This is a genomic window from uncultured Desulfosarcina sp. (assembly GCF_963664155.2).
GTDB lineage: Bacteria > Desulfobacterota > Desulfobacteria > Desulfobacterales > Desulfosarcinaceae > Desulfosarcina.
The window spans coordinates 1,952,148-1,969,472 of the sequence record NZ_CAXXXH010000001.1; the positions used below are offsets into that span (position 1 = coordinate 1,952,148).

The window sequence follows — 17,325 nt, forward strand, 5'->3', positions numbered from 1 at the left end:
TTGGGGATTCCGTTATTGTTCCCTTGCGATAGGAAACGACCTCGCGGCCGTCTTCAAGTTGGGTAACAGCCATAGCTGTTTCAACATACAGCAGACTGATAAAAAAAGACAAGGCCCCGACTGGAAGGGCCTTGTCTGTTGAGAGGTGGAGAGGTATTTTGAACCGTTGTTTTTAAATATTGCATGATTTATGCCGATTAATATGTATTTCTTAATTAATCATAATACCAGACAGTTTCGTTTTAATCGACGCGCTTGCAAGTTTACGATGTGTATACCTTTGTTTACATTGTATCGATTCGGTTGTGTGGAAAATGAAAAATAAGCAAGTCCACCGAAGTGGGTCTTGCTAACAATTCATTTTGTGGAATGTTGAGACCTGACCCCGCTATCCCTTGGTTTGTCAGTTGTGCGGATAAGCATTTCGTGTACATAGGAAGGTTTTTTTTCACCATTAAATCTTATTTCCCATAAAAATTTGCCTATTTTTTCGATTTTTAGAGGGACTACAAAGACATCCACATTGTAGCTTTCACCAATTTGTAGATTGTGGGGAGGTGCTATCTCAGGAAGATGAATAGACTCTCCCTCTGGATTTTTGAGCAAAACTTGAATTGAGGTCAATTGTACTTTTATTTTTTTAAAAAAAATTGCGAGACAAATTTTAGGCAGCAATTGTGGGACATCTTCAACGACCACGTCATCATAAATTCCCATTATTGACCTTTTGTTTCCAACTTCACGCCGTATATCATCACATACAATTGTTATAATTTGATCAGCAATTTTCATAGATCAAGCCATTTTTCTTTCGTTGATGTTGATGACACTACCAACCGTTGATGGCCCTGTACCGGCGGCATACTTTTGAAGCTCTCCAGTTGCCACTGTGTTGTAAAAACAATTTTTGATCACGTTTATATCTCTCTGTAGCTTAGCGGTTCGATTCCTGTGAGATAGCAGGCTGACGATGTAGGTATTTAAGGAAACACCCTCTCTTTCAGCATCTCTGCTGAGTTCCGCATGAAGCGACTTTGGTAGCCTAATCCTTAATTGTCCGCTAAATTCTGGAAGTTTTTTTGGGTCAGGGATATCGCAACCGTCTTCCTCGAAAACTTTAAGGTAGAGCTCTTTTGCGACCTCAAGCTCTTTAATTGCCTCAGATGCTGTTTCACCAAAAGCGCTTAACCCTTTAAGTTCAGGAACTATTGCGATATAACCTTCATCCTCATCGCTCCATTGGCAAATGATGGAGTACTGGTCCATAGTTACTCCTCCCGTTCTAATAAGCCGAATTCATCTATGAAATTTAGTACTTGCTTAACTTGATAGTCCTTGGCCATGCCTTTGTAATCTTGAATCGTTATAGTACGTCGTGGAGGCTTTGATCTTTTGTAAGGTATGTGGCTGCCGCCTGGTTGCCTCGCTTCCATGCCAATCGCCTCACAAATCGAGCATAACTCTCTGAATCTAAGGCTTTTTGGATTTTCACGGGCTTTCTTCAACAACTTTTCTATTCGGCTCAAGATTAAACTCCCCAGCCGATGGTGGTTCCACCCATGGAACCACCATCGTTATTTATATCGGCATCGCAGAAAATAAATCAAGGGATGAAATACTATTTGAGGACACTTTTCAGCGATTACACAATATGTGGTGTGATTTTAGACCTGTATGGCCTACCAATGCTATATTTTTTTTTGTTCTATGTGAAAAACAGCACAATCAACACCTCAAAGGTGCTTATGGGACTGCCACCGGTGGCAATCCAGTGGAGTTGTCAAAGGGAATGAAAAGTCCCCGACCCCCTCTTGGTTCCGGATAGAAAATTTCTCTCTGCTATTCTGGTAATCCATGCAGTATTAGCAAACTCCGATTCACCTCCACCTATTTTTTTTTATGGAATGTGGAGACCTGACCCCGCTACCCCCGCATTATTTAAAATTCGCATTTTTTAGGCCGAACGTCGCTAATCAGCGGCGCGGCTTTTTGCGTCGGCTGAATTAGCCTTGTTGGACCGACTTCCGTTCATTAATTCGTTTATCAACGATTCCATTTGGATCTCTGTTAATAAATGTGAATTTTCAGATATCTTTCCGCTAACCTGCTCATATTCAGGCCTAAATTCTCCGGCAATAAAATATTCCATGGAGCACTCAGCTATAATCTCTGGCAACAGTGAATAATTTGGAACATAATTATCCTTATATCCAACTATTATCTGTTCAGAGCTGACAGGCAGCAACACTGCGATGAGATCGTCTTTTTTTTCAAGGAAAGGTTTAAAACTCCTATCTCCGACTACGTAAAATATTAATACAGAATCTCCAAGTGGAATAGGCGTATTTTTACAGCTAAATACACTATACTTATATTTTTCAAGAAGGTTAACCTTTACAGGAGGCGCTAAGCCTCTGTTTAAGGCTTTTATATGACCTGTTTTTGATGCTTGCTTCAATATTGAAGGCATTTCCTTCTTTGAATGGGCAATTAATTCGTTCATAAATTGCATCATATTTGGAATTGTCGATTCTAAAAAAGGCTTACTCATCCGCAATAGCAGTGGAAGCGCCACTTGAGAAATTCCACGTTTTTGCAACTCGTCAGCAAAAGTTTCTTTGATAAGTGATGGGTCGTCTATTATCCTATCCCTTAAAAATTTTTCACAGAAAGCAGAATCACTTAAATAGTATAGCATTTTATCAATTAAATTATTTCCAGTAGAGAAAAAATTTTGCCTTAGATGCCTTGTCCTCAGTTCAAGGTGGCTAATTAGTTGTGCGATCTTTTTATAATCTTGTTTGTCAACATAGTTGTTATTTCTAATCTTATCAATTAATTGAGCAAAATCATCTTCAGCAACGGTGATTGTGTCATCTAAGTCAGTATCACTATTTTCAGAGTAGAAAAAACCTTCAACGCCTACATTTTTAATGTTAGCATTAAACGGCGTTTTGCCTTTTCTATAGGCCCAAGTGAACACTTCTTCGCCAACAACATGACTAGCAAAGCCTTTTTGCAGAAATCTTGGTATAAAATGTTGACGTTTTCCTGTCATTATTTTTGTCCAACGGCGGGCTTCAGTGGGCGCATGGTCCTATCGATCCACTGAAAGCCCTGGTTCGGTCATCGATTAATGTTCCTTAAACTCTGGATTAAAAATGTATTTTCTTGACTCATAATTGCCCAAACTAAAATAAATGATCCCTTTTAAAAATTTGGTGCTTTCATCATCAAATACCGATCTATTCCAATCGTATTCCGCCGACATCTTTTCCTTTGTTTCTTTATTGTACGTGATCTTGTATCCATCGGAAAGAGATGAAAGAATAGAAAAATCACCAGCAATTGATATGTCGTTCAATTCGATTACGGCATAATTTTCTCTGGGTTTAGTAAATTGTTTTTGTTTCTCGATTTTACGTAAAAGCTTCTGGCGTATAGATGCCATTTCATTCTGGGTATGTGTTTTGAAATTATGAACTATGACTTCGCCAGGTTCGGATGGGGTTTTCACTTTAGGCCCTACACAAAATACCTCAAGATAAGCAAGTGAGTCATCAAGACGACGGATAATGATATCACATTCATTGGTATTACGCTCAATCGCTTTAATAAGATTCTCATATACAAGTCGGATGTAATAGCGGTAGACAATTATTTCTGAATAAATAGCTTCACAATTATTCCAGTCAGCTTGAGATGAACGCAATGACTTTGCAAAACCTCCTGCATGTTGTTCGTTGTACTCAAAAATTTCATTGATACTACTCAATAAATTGAAGTAATTACGCGACCATACTGGATGGCCTACTTCGCGCAAATGATAATAAGCCTTCTTGTATTTACAAAGATACTGGCATTCAAGGAGGTCAGAAAATGGAAAAATGCCTTCGGCATCATTAATTTCATCATGTGAAACAAACTGTGCCATGTCTCACCTTCAACCGAACATGGATTAGACGATCCAATAGTCGCCTTATTTTACGTCTATTTAGCAGACGAAATGGTGTTATGCGTCTAAACAGTCGTATAACACCCGCATATTAGGGTTTATGCGACTGTTTAGACGTCAAATTATTTGATTATTAGTAAAGGGAGACCCATTTGAAGGGGTCAGCCTGTTGCCGATGTAAAGCTTTAATAGCGTCCGGTGATCAGCGAAAAATGCTATGCATCGTCATCCATTCCAAGACCGGAAAACTGGTCCATGGTGTTCCATTTCACCGCAGATTTCACATGCTGGTAGTGCTTTCATAACGTCTCAGGTCTTGATCCGACCATTGTTTGTATAATTTGTAAAGAACGTCCCCAAAATCCGGTCCCTAAAATCCCTCTCAATGCTTTTGTTGGGTTCTGGATGTCTCTTCTTTTGGATTTTCCATCAAAAGATTAAATAACGCTATCTGATCATTAATTATTTCATTTTGCTTTTCAGAGATTTTCAAAATCATTTCAAATAAATTCGATTGAGTCTTTAGTTGATCTGTAAAATAATCATTGATTTCTTTTATTTTATAAGACATCTGGTTAACCGAGGAAGCTACATTCTCAATACTATTGGTTACATTTTTAATTTCTGTATGGATTATCTCATTTAAGGAAATAGGTGGTTTTTTATTGCTGTTTGAAATGATAATTGAAAAAATAACAACAGAAATCATTAAAAATATAAAATTCAGTAAAATAAAGTATTCCGCTGCTCTAACAAAATCTGCCACATAATCATTTCTGACTTGATTATTTATCGCACAGTATAAAAATCCTAAGCCCTCTCTTTTTTGTGAATACTCATGTAGTTTATCATTTCCATGATCGATTATCGTCGAAATGAAGGGCTCCTCAATATCACTGACTTTTCTTGAGCGGAAAATTGCTATGAAAGCAATCAATACAGAGAAAACTGAAAGCCCTAAAGCACAATGAAACATTATAGTGAGCAACCCATACGGAATATCTTTGCTAAATATGTAAGTTATCAATGCAGAAAATAGCGGCGTAAAGATCAATAATAAGGATAGTAGTTTTTCAGCTTTCAATTCTAATTTTTCTCTTCTTCTGATAGAGCTTTCGAAAAAATATTTACATTGATCAACTTGTTCTTTGGTAATTTCCTCTTTAAATTCTAATGGCTTTTCTGAAGATAAAATAGCATTATCATGTAATGTAATAGTATGAAAGAATACACAGAAGAAGGCTTTTGCTTCCTTACATAGCTTTTCACAAATTTCTTTAATATTAAAAAGTTTTTTGGGCCGTTTTGGTATATAGCTGTGCAAATCACTCATTTTTTTATTTTGTTCTGTAAAATGTTTTTATTAGAGATTCTCTTATAGGCAAACCCAGTTTATGTTCTATCCAAGCCCATTCACCAGTTGGGTTTATTTCGAAAAAATAATATTCGTCATCTATTGTTCTGGCTAAATCGATTGCACCGAAATTCAAACCTAATTCAGAAACTAATCGAATGCAATTCTCCTTCAATTCAATTGGCAGATCAAATTCCTTATAAGAAACATCACATTCCTTCCTTCTCCAATCAGGAGTTTTAGAATTATCAAAAGTAATTTGAATAGAGAAAATGTCGTTTCTCACTACTGTAACACGTATATCTGAAATTTTTTTTATTTCATTCTGGAAATATGTCGGATATATTGAATCGAATCCATCAAACATTTTCGGTTCAATTCTATTTGAATATATTGCGTAATTATCATCTTTCTTTTGAAAGTATCCATGATAAATGGGCTTACAAATAATAGGAACGTTTTGTAAATGGAATGAGTTTATCAAATTTTTATCATTTGAAATAAGAGTGTTAGGTATCTTAAAACCCATATTCCTTGCCACCTTTAATTGATAAATTTTTCTTTCTGCTTTAATAACAGCATCAAATGGGTTTACCCATACCAAATCATCATTCAGGCAAATCCCTTCAACAAGATGCTGTAATTCCCCTGATATAAATTTTTTTGAATAGAAGTCGATATCTTGATTTATAGAAGGAGAGATTGCCCTGCGATACCATACAGATTTAACTTCAGACAAATCTAATATTTTGTTTTTATGTCTAATTTTAGCTTCGTATTTATTATTTTGGCAGCTATAGTTTACAAGATAATTTTGAATGTCCTCGGAATTTATGCGAAAGTATGGAAGGCTCTTTTCTATCAATGCTGAGATGAGATAATCAGCGGCCAAATCATCTTTATTGGTTATTATTAAAAGCATTTTAAAAAATCTCTCGCTGATCAATTCCTTCACTTGTTTTGGTCATAATAGTTTCGCCAAAATCGGTCGAAGAATCTTGATTGACTATTTCTCTCTGATCTATACCCTCATTAGTCGCAGTTGAAATTGTTTCTCCAAAATCAGAACTGCTTAACACTTCTGACTGATCTACCCCTTCCTTAGTTTCCGTCATTATAGTCTCGCCGTAATTTGAAAATTTTTGTTTATTAAAGGTTTCCACAAGAGGCAGATTTGTTTGCTTATCAACCCAGATTTGCCTATCATTGTCATAGCAAGCAGTCCTATTTTCTGATTTACCTGGAATTGGTTCCAAAAACCTGAAAAGAAAAAAGTCTCTATCTTTTTTTGCCTGAGAATTATGTTCCAAAACAAATCCCTCCCTTTCGATAATTCAAGAAACCCAACGGTGCGCTTCAGCCGCGCGTCTTTTTGCGTCGGCTGAAAGCGGTTTGTTAGAATATTTTTTCATGAAAGAAGTAAAATCGCATTATCGAATAACCACCTAAAGGCTGTGTTGACCGCCTTAAAAAGAGCTTTTGATGTGTCAGGCGCAAAGGCCGCCGACACACAAACTGTAGTCAGCGTACCCGCAACATAATTGATCCAGTCCTTGCGGCCTAATCGTTGAGAAGCATCTTCAATTTCGATCAATTTTCTATCTATTAGGTTAAGCTGTTCAGAAGTAAACTTCTGTGTTTTTTTGATATCAGCACTCAATTTTTTAATGCTCTCTGATATTTTGCCGAGTTCGTCTGGTGTGAAAGGCGTGTTGTTTGGGTCATCATCAACAAAACCGCCAACAATCCCTAACCGGGGTGACACTTGGCTAATTAGAATTTCAATTTGTTGGGTATCCATACTTAATGCACGTAATTCAAAAACACCGTCATTTGGCGTCTCAAATAATAAAGCGTCACCAACCAGAAATTCTTCATTAACATTAGGCAAGCCGGGAGATCCCACCACAATCTCACTTTTCGAACCATATGTGTGTCGAACACTAATAATAATATTCGTGGATTCTAATCGTTCACTATTGCCTTCTTTGATGACGACGGTTTCCTGTTTCATTAGATTTGAAATCCATTATCTATATTCTAACGTTTTGGGTGAGCTGCCGGCCCCGTGCTTGCCGAAAAAACACCCAACCTCTTCCGGTCAGCTCTACCCGATGGTTAGTTTCTCGATTCCTAATATTTACTTTTGTTTGCAAACCCAGCGATAATTAAACCGATAAATAATGCACCGAACAATGCTTCAGAACCACAGACGAATTTTTGTATGTCCGTCTTCGGAGTTATGTCGCCGTAGCCTAGTGTAGTAAAGGTTACTATGGAAAAATACATGCAATCGACTAACGAATACTTAGCCGGTGTACTTGGTAAGTCTGGTAAGTTAAACAGTTTAAAATATGCAAAGCTGTATATAGATAAAATCGCAAGGGATGATATTAAAATGCGGATAGGCTTTTCACCATACCCCCAAACGAGCTCTTCAATGAGAGAAAGGCTATACCTCGTTTTATATTTTAACCATATGGTTGAATGAAATATTGTTGACTTAATGATATGAAATGCAAGCTCTGTTTTAGTAACATGCCCTTTCTTCCACAAGCCAAGAACCCTTTTAAACGGCCCAGGATGGGGCTTCCGCGGGAATTCTATGGAGTAATATACTAAAGGCTTAAAAAGTGCCTTTCTTTCTGCTTTTCTTTCCAGGTAATAATAATTTGATGCTTCCTTTCTTTTGCCAGCATTTTGAAAAGCCGTTCTAAGTCTCCTATACATTTGGATGTCAGAACGCAACGCCCCTTTCTTCGGAATATATTTCACTTCTGAAATGTCACATTTGTCAAATTCGGCAGAAACACCACACCTATCAAAGATAAGACCGACTATTTTACATTGAATAAACCTGGCTTCAATTAATGAGGATTGATCAAATGAGAAATCTTGAAGCCTACAATCTTGACATGAAAACTTATCTACTTTGCAACCCACAAATTTTAAAAAGGCAAGTTCAGCTTTACAGAAGGACATCTCACGGCAGGAAGAGAAATGAACATAAGTCTGTCTTGAACCATGCCATTCGCCTTCCACTCTTAGAGTGTCTATATCTACAAAATCTAGATTACGGCCGCCTATCACGACACTCTTACCTAAGGTCACACCACCCAGTTTTAGTACCTGAAAAGTCTTAAAGAGACTTGCACGACTATGAGGCCCAAGCCCTGACCACAGGTTATAAACAAAAGTATCTGTCTTTCCTTTATTCGCCTTGTCACTATCTATAAATCGGTTCTTCTTGAGCTTATTCTTTCCCCAAATAAAATACGGGAGGAATGTCTTTATCACTGAAGGAATGGGTATGCCGTGATTCGTATAACGTTTAACAAGCACCTCTTTATCTAAGTCAACAACTGAATAGGACCAATAAGGATTGTTAATATTGTCTTCGTCCTTATTCTGTATCAACAATCGAGGGGAATGTCCGACAAAGAGGTGACCAGTAGGCATTACGCTGCAAAACAAATTGTCATCAATATCAAACTCATTTAGCCATGTTGTAAAACCTGGCAACTTTTTTTTAAAAAATGAAAGTAGAATTGGTAAATCATGTGTAGAACGCCACTTATTGAAGTCATCATGATTAAGACTCCAAAGCATGTTTATATCATACAAAGGTACAGACATTATTCCTTACTCCTATAGTCTTATCCTGCAAACTAACGTGGAGTTGAGCGGCGAGCTTCAGCGAGTCCGACTCGAACGTTTGGTAAGATTTTTTATTTCATTTCAGATAGATACTTCTCGGTTAACAAACTTTTATGTATCCAAGTTTGGGTCAGTTTTATTAGTGTCTTCAGATCCTCGATATCTTTTTCTTCCCATTTTCTTACATAATGTGTTTCATCGTTACCAAGCCACGCTGCTCTACGTGCACATTCCTTTATATTCTCATCGGAAATATAGTTGTTAATTATATTTCCTAAGAACTGTTTTTTTATATCTTCTTCTTTCCCAGGGTTTTTTGAAGTAGTGTAATCCTTTATTAGAAATTCTAAAGATTTTCTATAACCAACTCCGGCAATTTGATTTAATCGATAAGCCTCAGCTGTTTCACTTTGATTTAGTAATTCACAATAATCAGGGGAAAGGTCTGCTACTTCTTTTGGAATCTCGGAGCTTTTTGGGACATAAGGTGAGGTTGACTTTAAAATATGTGGCCCATCAGGGTAGTGGCCCCGGTAAGACTTATTCTGCCTATAGTTTCCAATGAATACCTTTTGACAATCTGATCTAGGACATAAATATACGTTTTGTAAAATATCTCCACTCATCGTGCTTCCAAGGATATTTGAAGAACACAGTAAGGTTGGTACTTTGCCATGGTGGCATATTGGACAGTGATCAGGGTCAGTGTTGTATTCATATTGTTTGTTATTAACCCTAATACTAGGCATATTATTAATCCTCCAAGTGGATATTTGTATTTTTTAAATCTAACATGGATTAGACGACCTAATAGTCGTCTTATATTACGACTGTTTAGCAGACGAAATGGTGTTATGCGTCTAATCAGTCGTATAACACCCGTATATGACGGTTTAGACGGCTGTTTAGACGTCTAATTAATTCACCATTAGTAAAAGGGAGACCCATTCGAAGGGGTCAAACTGTTGCCGATGCCAAGCTTTAATAGCGTCCGGTGATCAGCTAAAAAACTATGCGTCATCACCCATTCCGAGACCGGAAATTTTATCCATGATGTTCCGGTGTATCTCCAATGTCACTTGCTGGTAATGCCTGCGAAACACCTCCGGTCTAAACACTACCATTTCGGCAAGGGTACCGATATCTGTGCCATCCAAAAGGGCCTTTGTCACAAAGCCGTGCCGGAGGAAAATTTTATCTTCTTTGCTGGAGTCCTGGCGGTCGTGTACAGGGTTGAAATGAATCAGCGGGGGTCTTCGTTTGACGCTCCGGTTGAGGATGTCCTTAATGTGGGTCAGCTTGCGGGCAATGCCATGGTTCTTAACCGACCGGGGCCGGGCAGTTACATATCCATCCATGCAATCATCGGATACGGCCATAGGAATGATTCCGTTATCGATGTTTAAGGACCTGTTTAATGATGCGGTTCAGATCTTTCTTTGCAATTTTTGTATAAATGCATTCTTAAAGCCCGACAATATTCACAGGAACTCGTATCGGGCTGATTTACAGGTTTAAATTTCTGCGATCCCCACCCTCCCTTCGATCTGGAAAGTCAATGGGAATATCTTCTTTGCGTCGCTCCGGATGCCCTGATTTCAACGCATCGATTTCCGCTTGCATCGCCTTTAACCATTCGTCATTTTTTTGAATGGTTTGCGCTTGCTCCATCGCGTTATGAAACGATCGTATATTGGCCTTCAGCAACTCCGCATAGGGTGATTCGGAATTGATTATGTCCGACACCTTCCTCAGCAATTCCATTTTTTCATCATCGATACCGGAAATGAGAACAGACTGATTACCGGGATTTTTTTGGCTTTCCTTTATTTGAATATCAATGCCATTGGCAGTTTCCTGACCGATGGGAAATGGGGCTGATCCATCGCATTTTTCTGCCAACTTTTTAATTTTATCAGGCAGGTCTGATCGTAAAATCTTTGATAATGCCGGTTTTGGTATCCTTTTTCTAAATATCCACTGACTTAGCCTGTTTGGATCTTTAATTCCAAAAATTCCACTAACAGCATCGAAGAGTTCGGTTTTATAGCCGTGCTCATCCCCTATTGCGTAATATTCAGCTAACTCTTTTAAAAAATATTCTACTGGATTTTCTGACATATCGTATAGTTAATAATTTTTATTCCATACATTCCATTTTTCTTGTTGACTTAAATGGAATGTATGGAATATTTAATGTTCAGTCATGCACGCAATAAAACCAGCGATCAGTTGATCGTAAAACGTTCAAAAGTGAACATAGCAAAATAACAATGGATCAGACAATGGAAAAAGAATGCGGCGTTAAGATTGCTGAAAAATTAAGAAAAAAAGGGTTCACCCTTACCGGCTGGGCCAGGGCGAACGGATTCCATCGGCGCACCGTAAACGATTTCCTTTACGCAGGCACGGGCCACAAACGCGGCGGGCCCGTTACCGAGAGCATCAAAGAAGCGCTGGAGCGTGACGGTATCGTTAAACCGGATGCAGCCACCCTCGGAGCGGAAAAATGCAGCGTGACGACGAAATAATCCACCTGCAACTGAGCCTGCAGGCGATTAAACAGCGCCTGATCCAGGATCTGGAAGCGCTCGAATCCAGGCTGGCCCGCATGGCGCCCGACGAAGCGCCGACCGGCATTCCCAGCAATCCCGCGCAACGGAAAAAATTTTATCGGGACCAGTTAAGCAAAATTTAACCCGGCCAGAGGATCAGGCTATTTTTTTATGCCATTTCGGTAAATTTCCAAAAAGGGGAGGGAAAGCAATATGAAAACCTGGCAGATTTTCCGAGCAGCCAAGAAAAACCTTCCACCCGGAGTGCTCCAGAGCCTTTACACCCGCTCATCGCGTCTCATCGACCTGTGGGCGGCAGACCCGCGAAACTGCGCATGCACCGCCAGAAACCCGATCGACCGCATCCGCGACATGCTAGACGCCATGGACACCGCCGGTGACGGCGATTATGCCCGATTCGCCATCGACTACATGGCCGAACCCCTGGGCGGGCGGTTCGCACCCTTCACCGACGGTATCGAAAGCGACAAGGGCACCGTGGACGGTGAGGCCGTGGACGTCACCATGGCCCTTTCCAACCTGGTGGCCACCATCCGCGACACCATGGCGGACGACCGCATCACCACTGCCGAGCGGGTGCGCATCATGCAGGCCGCCAGGATCATCAAGGATGAGGTGGACCAGCTGCTGGCCGTGACCGGCATCCAAGGGGGTGCGTGATGATGGCCAAGGAAGTCCTGATCGCCGGCAACGGCATCGAGCCTCTCAAATTCATCGACACCGAGCTGGACAAGATGTTCGACCGAACCTGTGACAACGTCACCATCGACCTGATCCGGTCCGCCTCCAAAAGCATGGTGCTGAACTTTCCGGACAACAAGCCGCGCAACATGGCCATCCTTCACATGCTCACGGCCGCCCAGCAGCTCAAGCGCTGCCTGGAGGTGGGTTGAGATGCAAAGATTGAAAAACGCCGTCTGTTCGATTCTCGCCATGGCCATTATCTGCGCCATGGTGGTGCTGTTCATGATCACCGCCGCCGGCGGTGATCTGCATTCCGGTCGCCGGGATCTGTCCACTCTGGACTGCATCTCGATGTCGGATGAATACGGGAGGTGAACATGGATAATTTCGTGGCTCTTTCCCCGACCCGGCAGGTCCTGGCGGCCTGCACCGCGGCCAATGACGACGATGCCCGTTTCCGGATCCTGATCGACCTGCTGTCCGGGCCTTGCAACCCGCGCCAAAAAGCGACACTCGCCTGCTGGAAGAAATCCGGATTGTGGGTGCAGATGTTCAGAAGTTCCGCCCGTCACCGAGGCGGCAATATCGGGGCCTCCTCATCATGCCCGGTCGGGATTGGCCCGGCCGGGCACACCTTACACGACCGCACGGCGCCGGACCTGATTGGCATGTCCGGGCAGGAGAAGCCATGAAACCGACCGACGCCCACCTGGTGGCCGGATTTCTTCTCCGGGAGTTTGACCGTTTTGCCGCCTTCTTGGATGACTGCGCCATCGATCCGGTCGAAGCCTCGATGATCATCGAGGAGATCGCCGGCGAGTCCGGCGGCGGCATACCGACCTGCATCGAACAGTTTTCGGGGTTCATCGGCGAATGAGCCAGCGCCCATCCATACCGGTGAAGATCAACGGCATCATCAGAACCACCGATGATGCCGTGCTGGTTCGACTGCCGTCCGGCAAAGCCCGCTGGGTGCCAAGGAGGCAGGCTGAGTTTTCCCCGGGTCACGTGATCCTGACACCGTGGATGGCGGCCAAATTAAAAACAGACCCTGTAGGAGGAAACCATGGAAAGAACCTTTGAGGAGATCAGCCTGACAGCCATCACGCCGTCGCCGTTCAATCCGCGCAAGGCGTTCAGCGGCGCCAAGTTCGACGAACTGGTGGCGTCCATCGCCAATGTGGGCATCCTGGAGCCGGTCCTGGTAAGGCCGGTGGACGGCAAGACACCTTACGAGCTGGTCGCCGGCGAGCGACGCTGGCGGGCCCGGATGACGGTGGCCGAGGCCAACGGCGGCGGCGAGTCCGCCACGATCCCGGCCATGATCCAGCCCATGGACGACGACACAGCCCTGGACATCCAGACCATCGAGAACCTGCAGCGCGAGGATCTGGACGGCCTGGAGGAGGCGCAAGCCTTTAAAATCTTCGTGGACCGCAAGGGAGTCGACGCCATCCCCGAACTGGCCCAGCGCACCGGCATAAAAGAGCAGTACATCCGCCGGCGGTTGATGATCCTGCGGCTGCCCAAAAAGATCCTGGCCGCCTGGGACAGGGGCGAGCTCAAGTACGGCCACCTGGAGCAGCTGGCCCGCATGGACGACAAGCAGCAACGCATGCAGGTGTTCGACCAGGTGATCAAGGAGAGTCAGCACCGTCAGATATCGGTCGCCTCCCTCAAGGACATGATCCGACGCATCTCCCCGGCTTTGAAGTCGGCACGCTTCAACATCGAGGCCGAGGGCTGCCTCACCTGCACGCAGAACACCGGCGTCCAGATCAAGCTGTTCGACCTGGGATCCGGTGATGATCATTGCAACCGTCCCGCCTGCTTCAAGCAGAAGCAGTCCGCCCACCTGCTCAAGACCTGGAACCGCACCAGATACCCGAAGAAATTCGGCACCACCGGCTTCCGATTTGACGACGAGGTCGGCTGGAACGATTACCACCACTTCTGGGGCAGCGACCGGATCGCCAAAAAATGCCGGACCTGCGAGCATCATCTTTCCATCCTGTACCTCAGCGGCGAGTCCAGCGATGATCGCGCCTGCTTCGGCGACGAAGCCTGCTTCAAGACGGCCAAGGGCGGCCAATCTTCCGGTGCCGGCAACTCCAAACCCGAGAAGAAGGACGGCCCCCGGGTAGCCTGGCATGGCCGCCACTTCCGTGAAGTGTTCTACCAGGAGCAGCTGCCCCAGCGCTTCGAGACCGTCGTCCCCGGCAGCATCACCGCCAACCAGGTGGCCCTGTTCACTATCGTCAAGGGCAATGCCAGGATCCACGACTGGTACATGGAGCGTCATCCTGAAATCGGCAAACCGCGCTGGGAGGGCAGCGAGTTCCGATCCATTGACACTGCTGCCCTGTTTACCCTGATCTCCTGCATGGACATGCTGCAGGTGAAAGATGAGATCAATGCCGTGGCCCTGCAGGCGATCCTTTCCGACGACTACGCCACCGAGGAGCGCGGCATGGTGGCCCGGCACATCGGCATCGACCTGGCCGGCGAGTGGCGCTTCACCCAGGCATACCTCGACAAGAAAACCAGGGCCGAGATGCTTGATTTCGGCCAGCGCTTCAACCTGTTCGAGGATCCCCAGGCGCAGGCCTTCCTCGCGGATACGCTTAAGCGCAGGGCCTTCACGGCCTGCAAAAAGGGCGAGCTGATCCGGGTGTTCCTGGAGTCCGGCGCCGACCTGAGCGGAAAAGTCCCGGACGAAATCCTGTCCGACAATCCTTCCACCTCCACCGACACCATCGGAGATTAACCCTTTGGACAGCATCAAAACCGACAGGCCCGGCGAATGCCGGGCCTTCCGATACCCGGGTGCCGCTGCTTTTGCCGCTCCCCCTTACCCCCACTCCCGGGGGAAGCAATCCAAAGGTCCTGTTTCCCAAGGGCAGTACCCCAAAGCCCGGCGGGTCCTCCCTGGACCCTTTCTCTGTACGGCGAACGAAGGCTCGATCGTCGGCCCTGGATGAATTTGATAAGTACGCGAAAAAACGGAAAAAATTAAATGACCGATACGGAAAACACCCCAAAAACCCCAGAAAAGATGCAGTTTGACGACGGTAAAATCCGGGAACTGGTCGAAAAGCGCAAGGCCGCCGAGGATGAGCAGTATCCGGAAAAAGCCTGCGACCCGGCCGAGACCATCACCCCCGCCTTCATCATGGATTGCCTGTACTCCAACGAGATGGGCGACGGGTGCCTCTATTCCGAGCTGCACAAGGACCGCTACCTGTTCAACAAGAACAGCGAGGAGTGGATGGAGTGGAACGGCGCCCACTGGGAGCGCGACGTGATGAACCGGTCGACGGCCGATGTGGAGGACGTGGCCGTCAAATACCTAAAGGAGTCGGACCGGATCATCGAGGAGATCCTGGAAGCCCGCAAGGCGGACGAAAAGGACCGCCTCCGCCACCTGGAGAAAAAGCGGGGCGATCTTTTAAGCCGCGTCAACCGGCTGCGCACCGAGCGCGGCCGCCAGAACTGCCTGAAGTTCGCCCACACCTCGCAGACGCCCCTGGCCATCCCGGGCGACCGCATCGACCAGCGGCCCATGCTGCTTGCCTGCAGGAATTGCGTGATCGATCTTTCCACCGGATTATCACGGCCCGGCCGCCAGGACGACTATCTCCATAAGGCCTCGCCCCACGAATGGAAGGGAATAGACGAGCCGGCGCCGGTGTTCGAGAAGACGTTGACAGAAATCCTGTCGGGCAACGAAGAGCTTATGCACTATGTCAACAAGCTCATGGGTTACGGCATCACCGGCGAGATCTCCGAGCATATTTTTGCGGTGCTGAGCGGCCAGGGCCGCAACGGCAAGGGCCTGCTCATGGAATCGATCGCCTACGCCCTGGGCGACCTGGTCGGCGTGGTCCAGAGCGAGATGCTCCTGGACCAGGGCCGCATGAAAAGTTCGTCGGGGCCCAGTCCGGACATCATGGCGCTGCGGGGCCTGCGGATCGCCTACGCTTCGGAGACCGACGAGAACCAGAAATTCTCGCCGTCGCGGGTCAAGTGGTTGTCGGGCGGCGACACCCTGACCGGCCGCAACCCCCACGACAAATACCCGACGTCATTTTTACCGACCCATATTTTATTTTTGCTCACCAACCATAAGCCGCATGCGCCGGCCGACGATTTCGCATTCTGGGAGCGGGTCCGGATCGTTCCCTTCCTGCTCTCCTTTGTCGACCGGGAACCTCGAAACGACAACGAGCGCCGGGTCGACAAGACCCTGAAGGAAAAAATCTGGGCCGAGGCCTCCGGGATCCTGGCCTGGCTGGTTCGCGGCTGCCTGCTCTGGCAGAAAGAGGGTCTGGATCCGCCCATGATCGTCGCCGAGGCCACCGCCGAGTACCGCCGGAATGAGGACCTGATCGGCGATTTTATCGATGAGTGCTGCGAGGTTGTCGAGGGCGGCGAGGAAAATGCCACCGACCTGTACAACCGTTTCGTCACCTGGTTCGAGCTCAATATCGGCAAGCGCTGTCCCAAACAGCGCACGTTCGGCAACATGATGAGCCGCCGTTTCGAAAAGGAGAAAGTCGGCGGCAAATACAAATACTACGGCCTGAAATTGATTATCGAGGATTTTACCGGCGATTGAGGTCCTATGGTCCTGTCGGGTATTTTTCGCCAAATTAACCGGGGAGTTATGGTTATGACGACAAAATTTGTAGGTCGATCAAGTCCAGGACGATCAGGACCAAGCTATCTTTATTTGATCTAGTTTAAAAATAAATTCCTTACTTTTTATTACATTCTAAACTTTACCGTAAAAAAGGTCTCAATAGTCCTAGTAGAAAAGAATACATTATTAAATAAGTTAGTTACAGCAGGACTGTCTCTATAACTAAATATCCTGTTTTGTCCTGGTAGGTCCTGAAAGGAGAAAAACCATGAACGTGCTGGATCTGCTTTCGTCGTCCGGGATCTCCCCCGCCCGGGCCTCCGGCCACAAGGGGGGCGAGTATCACAGCCCGTGCCCCGGGTGCGGCGGCGACGACCGGTTCCACGTCTGGCCGGAGCAGAACGGCAGCAAGGGCAGCTACTGGTGTCGGGGATGCGGCAAAACCGGCGACAACATC

The 17,325-nt window shown here is 45.3% G+C and carries 22 protein-coding genes and 1 pseudogene; 11 read left to right on the forward strand and 12 right to left on the reverse strand.

The genetic code is table 11. From position 1 onward, the window contains the following. Positions 1-357: 357 nt before the first annotated feature. From ACHZBS_RS08840 to ACHZBS_RS08895, 12 genes are all read right to left on the reverse strand, one after another. Complete coding sequence (locus ACHZBS_RS08840) at positions 358-792, reverse strand: DUF6941 family protein (RefSeq protein ID WP_319406133.1); 435 nt, start codon at positions 790-792, stop codon at positions 358-360. 3 nt (positions 793-795) lie between these two features. After that, entirely contained in the window at positions 796-1,266 is a 471-nt protein-coding gene (locus ACHZBS_RS08845; RefSeq protein WP_319406134.1) for a toxin-antitoxin system HicB family antitoxin, read from the reverse strand. Positions 1,267-1,969: 703 nt separating this feature from the next. Further along, entirely contained in the window at positions 1,970-3,058 is a 1,089-nt protein-coding gene (locus tag ACHZBS_RS08850) for a DUF4238 domain-containing protein (protein ID WP_319406135.1), read from the reverse strand. A 75-nt stretch (positions 3,059-3,133) separates the two neighbouring features. After that, on the reverse strand, positions 3,134-3,934 hold the full coding sequence (locus ACHZBS_RS08855) for a hypothetical protein (RefSeq protein ID WP_319406136.1): 801 nt from the start codon (positions 3,932-3,934) through the stop codon (positions 3,134-3,136). 403 nt (positions 3,935-4,337) lie between these two features. Then, positions 4,338-5,288 (reverse strand): hypothetical protein, encoded by a 951-nt coding sequence (locus tag ACHZBS_RS08860; protein WP_319406137.1) that lies wholly within the window; start codon positions 5,286-5,288, stop codon positions 4,338-4,340. Between the two features lie 4 nt (positions 5,289-5,292). After that, a complete protein-coding gene (locus tag ACHZBS_RS08865) occupies positions 5,293-6,264 on the reverse strand; it encodes an MvdC/MvdD family ATP grasp protein (protein WP_319406138.1) in 972 nt (323 codons plus the stop codon). Further along, positions 6,233-6,619, reverse strand: coding sequence for a hypothetical protein (locus ACHZBS_RS08870; protein WP_319406139.1), 387 nt, complete (start codon positions 6,617-6,619; stop codon positions 6,233-6,235). Before ACHZBS_RS08870 ends, ACHZBS_RS08865 begins: the two co-directional genes overlap by 32 nt. Positions 6,620-6,717: 98 nt before the next feature. Continuing rightward, positions 6,718-7,323: a hypothetical protein gene (locus tag ACHZBS_RS08875; protein WP_319406140.1), complete on the reverse strand. Its 606-nt coding sequence runs from the start codon at positions 7,321-7,323 to the stop codon at positions 6,718-6,720. 119 nt (positions 7,324-7,442) lie between these two features. Continuing rightward, a complete protein-coding gene (locus ACHZBS_RS08880; protein ID WP_319406141.1) occupies positions 7,443-8,945 on the reverse strand; it encodes an ion channel in 1,503 nt (500 codons plus the stop codon). Positions 8,946-9,037: 92 nt separating this feature from the next. Next, the gene (locus tag ACHZBS_RS08885; protein ID WP_319406142.1) at positions 9,038-9,715 is read right to left on the reverse strand and encodes a DUF4145 domain-containing protein; all 678 of its coding nucleotides are present in this window, start codon (positions 9,713-9,715) and stop codon (positions 9,038-9,040) included. 261 nt (positions 9,716-9,976) lie between these two features. Further along, complete coding sequence (locus ACHZBS_RS08890; protein ID WP_319406143.1) at positions 9,977-10,345, reverse strand: hypothetical protein; 369 nt, start codon at positions 10,343-10,345, stop codon at positions 9,977-9,979. A gap of 127 nt (positions 10,346-10,472) precedes the next feature. Further along, on the reverse strand, positions 10,473-11,087 hold the full coding sequence (locus tag ACHZBS_RS08895; RefSeq protein WP_319406144.1) for a hypothetical protein: 615 nt from the start codon (positions 11,085-11,087) through the stop codon (positions 10,473-10,475). 152 nt (positions 11,088-11,239) lie between these two features. Between ACHZBS_RS08895 and ACHZBS_RS08900 the strand changes: the two genes are divergently transcribed. The 11 genes and pseudogenes from ACHZBS_RS08900 to ACHZBS_RS08950 form a co-directional block, all read left to right on the forward strand. Continuing rightward, on the forward strand, positions 11,240-11,497 hold the full coding sequence (locus tag ACHZBS_RS08900; RefSeq protein WP_319406145.1) for a hypothetical protein: 258 nt from the start codon (positions 11,240-11,242) through the stop codon (positions 11,495-11,497). Beyond that, complete coding sequence (locus ACHZBS_RS08905) at positions 11,476-11,664, forward strand: hypothetical protein (protein WP_319406146.1); 189 nt, start codon at positions 11,476-11,478, stop codon at positions 11,662-11,664. The genes ACHZBS_RS08900 and ACHZBS_RS08905 overlap by 22 nt, the downstream gene beginning before the upstream one ends. A gap of 70 nt (positions 11,665-11,734) precedes the next feature. After that, the gene (locus ACHZBS_RS08910; protein WP_319406147.1) at positions 11,735-12,202 is read left to right on the forward strand and encodes a hypothetical protein; all 468 of its coding nucleotides are present in this window, start codon (positions 11,735-11,737) and stop codon (positions 12,200-12,202) included. Then, a complete protein-coding gene (locus ACHZBS_RS08915; protein WP_319406148.1) occupies positions 12,202-12,435 on the forward strand; it encodes a hypothetical protein in 234 nt (77 codons plus the stop codon). Before ACHZBS_RS08910 ends, ACHZBS_RS08915 begins: the two co-directional genes overlap by 1 nt. A gap of 1 nt (position 12,436) precedes the next feature. Next, positions 12,437-12,601 carry a hypothetical protein gene (locus ACHZBS_RS08920; RefSeq protein ID WP_319406149.1) on the forward strand — a complete coding sequence of 55 codons (165 nt, stop codon included), beginning with the start codon at positions 12,437-12,439 and terminating at the stop codon, positions 12,599-12,601. A 2-nt stretch (positions 12,602-12,603) separates the two neighbouring features. Next, a complete protein-coding gene (locus tag ACHZBS_RS08925; RefSeq protein WP_319406150.1) occupies positions 12,604-12,918 on the forward strand; it encodes a hypothetical protein in 315 nt (104 codons plus the stop codon). Continuing rightward, positions 12,915-13,103: a hypothetical protein gene (locus ACHZBS_RS08930; RefSeq protein WP_319406151.1), complete on the forward strand. Its 189-nt coding sequence runs from the start codon at positions 12,915-12,917 to the stop codon at positions 13,101-13,103. The genes ACHZBS_RS08925 and ACHZBS_RS08930 overlap by 4 nt, the downstream gene beginning before the upstream one ends. Beyond that, positions 13,100-13,309, forward strand: a complete 210-nt coding sequence (locus tag ACHZBS_RS08935; protein WP_319406152.1) for a hypothetical protein — start codon at positions 13,100-13,102, stop codon at positions 13,307-13,309. Before ACHZBS_RS08930 ends, ACHZBS_RS08935 begins: the two co-directional genes overlap by 4 nt. Then, a complete protein-coding gene (locus tag ACHZBS_RS08940) occupies positions 13,293-14,993 on the forward strand; it encodes a ParB/RepB/Spo0J family partition protein (protein WP_319406153.1) in 1,701 nt (566 codons plus the stop codon). The genes ACHZBS_RS08935 and ACHZBS_RS08940 overlap by 17 nt, the downstream gene beginning before the upstream one ends. A 249-nt stretch (positions 14,994-15,242) precedes the next feature. Further along, positions 15,243-16,844: a phage/plasmid primase, P4 family gene (locus ACHZBS_RS08945; protein ID WP_319406154.1), complete on the forward strand. Its 1,602-nt coding sequence runs from the start codon at positions 15,243-15,245 to the stop codon at positions 16,842-16,844. Positions 16,845-17,136: 292 nt separating this feature from the next. Further along, positions 17,137-17,325 (forward strand): annotated as a pseudogene (locus ACHZBS_RS08950) (primase-helicase zinc-binding domain-containing protein); the annotation flags it as partial.